2 protein-coding genes are annotated in these 3,057 nt (G+C 72.1%); one reads left to right on the forward strand and one right to left on the reverse strand.

Features of this window, described 5'->3' with window-relative positions; translation table 11 throughout:
* On the reverse strand, window positions 1–986 hold a 986-nt coding region (locus IJH84_RS16355), incomplete at its 3' end, for an alpha-hydroxy acid oxidase (RefSeq protein ID WP_295145918.1).
* 540 nt (window positions 987–1,526) lie between these two features.
* Here IJH84_RS16355 and IJH84_RS16360 point away from each other — a divergent pair.
* Window positions 1,527–3,023, forward strand: a complete 1,497-nt coding sequence (locus IJH84_RS16360) for an MDR family MFS transporter (RefSeq protein ID WP_295145920.1) — start codon at window positions 1,527–1,529, stop codon at window positions 3,021–3,023.
* Window positions 3,024–3,057 lie beyond the last annotated feature (34 nt).

Below are 3,057 nucleotides of genomic sequence, written 5' to 3' on the forward strand. Positions count from 1 at the left end.
GCGGGCAGCACCTCCAGCGTCGCGGCCGAGCGGTCGAGCTGCCTGCCGCCGTGGTTGGACACGACCACGCCGTCGGCGCCGCGACGCACGACCTCGCGCGCGGCCTCGGCGGTGTTGATCCCCTTGACGATGAGCCTGCCGGGCCAGCGCTGCCGCAGCCGCTCCAGCGCGGCGAAGTCCAGACCGGGGTCGAACAACGTGCGCGCCAGGTCCTCCGAGGTGTAGTTGCCGCGCACCCCGTCGAGGCAGGCGAAGCCGATGCCCGGGGTGGTCAGCTTGTGCAACCACCACGCCGGGAACATCGACATGTTCAGGAACGTCCTGGCCGTCAGCGCAGGCGGGATGGTCAGCCCGTTGGCCACGTCCTTGAGGCGCTTGCCCGGCACCGAGGTGTCCACGGTCAGCAGCAGCGTCGAGCAGCCCGCGGCTTCGGCCCGCGAGATGAGCAGTTCGTTCAGCTCGGCGTCCTGCGTGTAGTAGAGCTGGAACCACAGCGCGACGCCGGGCGCGGCCTCCCGGACGTCCGCGACGGACGTGGTGGCCATGGTCGACAGCGAGTACGGGACGCCGAAGTGCTCGGCGACGCGGGCCACCGCCGCCTCGCCGTGGTGGTGCATCATCCGCGTGTAACCGGTCGGCGCGAACACCAGCGGCAGCGCGCTGCGTTCGCCCGCGAGCTCGACCGCGGTGTCCGGATCCGTCACCGGACGCAGTGGTTCCGGACGCAGCGTCACGCGCCGGAAGGCGGCGATGTTGCGGGCGGCGGTGATCTCCTCCTCGGCCGAGCCGTCGACGTAGTCGAACACCGCGCGGGGAGTGGTGCGCCGGGCCGCGGCGCGCAGCTCGCCGATGGTGCGGGCGTTCTCCAGGCGGCGGGCGGTGCGGCCGAACGCCGGCTTGCTGAACTGCACGACCTCGCGCAGCTGCGACCACTTCGGCAGTTGCCGCGCCCGCGAGACGGCGGCCAGGGAGATCTTGTTCGGCATCGGTTCCTTCCTCGGGCGGGACATCATCACACGATTGCCCCGCTTCGGTCACCGGCAGCGGGCCACGGCCCGAGCGCGGGCCGGGGTTCGCTCGTGCGCTGGTGCCACCGGGCTCGGACCCGAGGCCGCTCGGCGCCGATTCCCGGCCGCACCGGGAGGGACGTGTAATTCGCTCTCCCCGCCGGAACGGGAGTTCTGCTGCGGTAGGCTGAAACGAGTCGGTGCTGGGGGGCGGCAGCCGCACTGGGGTTCTGGCGCTGGGGTTTCCAGCACTGCGGATCACGGCATTGCGGGCTGCGGCCACCGGGGGTCGCGGCGCTGGGGGCGTCGTTTCGCCGACTGTGATTTTCCTTGCGACCGGGGAGCTGGGGACGATCAGCGGCATCGGGAGTGCAAAGCTGACCGTGCCGTGCAACGCCGTCCGATCCCCGCTCGCAGGCGATGCGGAGCGGATCGCCGCTCTTGCACGACCGGCCGCCCGCGCGCTGCGAACAGCGCCGGACGGCGAACCGGAACTACCGCTGCGAGGTGTGCCCACCCATGACCGACTCCGCGAGCACCGCGACAGCGGACTCCGGCCGGGACGTCGCAGCACCGCGGGCGGCGGTGCTGATCGCCGTGCTGGTCGTCTCGGCCTTCGTGATGATCCTCAACGAGACGATCCTGAGCGTCGCGTTGCGCGATCTGACCGAGGACCTGGGCGTGTCCACCACCACCGTGCAATGGCTGACCAGCGGGTTCCTGCTGACCATGGCGGTGGTCATCCCGATCACCGGATTCCTGCTGGAGCGGTTCACCCCGCGGCAGGTCTTCCTGGCCTCGCTGACGCTGTTCAGCGCGGGCACGTTGCTCAGCGGGCTCGCACCTGGATTCGGAGTCCTGCTCGCCGGGCGCGTGGTGCAGGCGTTCGGCACCGCGGTGATGCTGCCGCTGCTGATGACCTCGGTGATGCGGCTGGTCTCGCCCGCCAACCGCGGCGCGACGATGGGCACGATCACCATCGTCATCGCGGTGGCCCCCGCGATCGGTCCGACGATCGGCGGAGCGGTGCTGGCCTGGCTGGGCTGGCGGTGGATGTTCTGGCTCGTGCTGCCGTTGTCGTTGCTGGCGCTGGTGATCGGTGCGGTCTGGATGCGGCTGGACGCCGCGACCCGGCGGGTGCCGCTGGACGTCGGCTCGGTGCTGCTGTCCGCGCTCGGATTCGGCGGTGTCCTCTACGGGCTTTCCGCGATGGGGGAGTCCGCGGGCGGGCACCAGCCGGTGCCACCGTGGGCGGCGATCTCCGTCGGCGCGGTCGCGCTGGTGGTGTTCGCAGCGCGCCAGGTGCGGCTGCAACGCGACGACCGCGCGCTGCTCGACCTGCGCCCGCTGACCTACCGCCCGTTCGTCGTCGCGCTGGTGCTCGCCGCGCTGCTGTTCATGTGCCTGCTGGGTGCCGGGGCGATCCTGCTGCCGCTGTACCTGCAGACGGTGCTGGGAACCAGCACGTTCGTCAGCGGCCTGGCGGTGCTGCCGGGCGGGCTGGTGCTGGGAGTGCTCGGGCGCCCGGTGGGGCGGTTGTTCGACCGCTTCGGCGCGCGGCCGCTGGTGATCCCGGGGGCGCTGGCGATGGCGGTGTCGCTGTGCCTGTTCGCCACGCTCGGGCCGGACTCGGCGCTGGGCGCGGTCATCGGGATCCACATCCTGCTGATGACCGGGCTCGGGCTGATGATGACGCCGCTGATGACCGAGTCGCTGAGCGTGCTGCCGGACCACCTCTACTCGCACGGCAGCGCGATCCTGTCCACGCTGCAACAGGTCGCGGGCGCGTTCGGCACCGCGGTGTTCGTCACCGTCGCGGCCGCTGGCAGCTCGGCCGCGACCGGAGCGCCCGACGCCGCCGGGTTGCGGACCGCGTTCGTGGTGGCTGGAGGTGTCGGGGTGCTCGCGTTCGTCACCGCGCTGTTCGTGCGCGGGCGCGGGGGCGCCGCGGCTGCGGGCGCGACCATCGGCGACGGTCGGCAGGAGCCCAGGGACCGGACGTTCTCCAAGCGGTAGCGTGGAACCGTCCGGGCGCCGGAACGGGCGCTCA

The sequence above is a fragment of the Saccharopolyspora sp. genome (genome assembly GCF_017434145.1).
GTDB lineage: Bacteria > Actinomycetota > Actinomycetes > Mycobacteriales > Pseudonocardiaceae > Saccharopolyspora_C > Saccharopolyspora_C galaxeae.

Coding starts and splice junctions, on each gene's coding strand:
- IJH84_RS16360 (WP_295145920.1), top strand. CDS start 1,527: ATGACCGACTCCGCGAGCACCGCGACAGCGGACTCCGGCCGGGACGTC.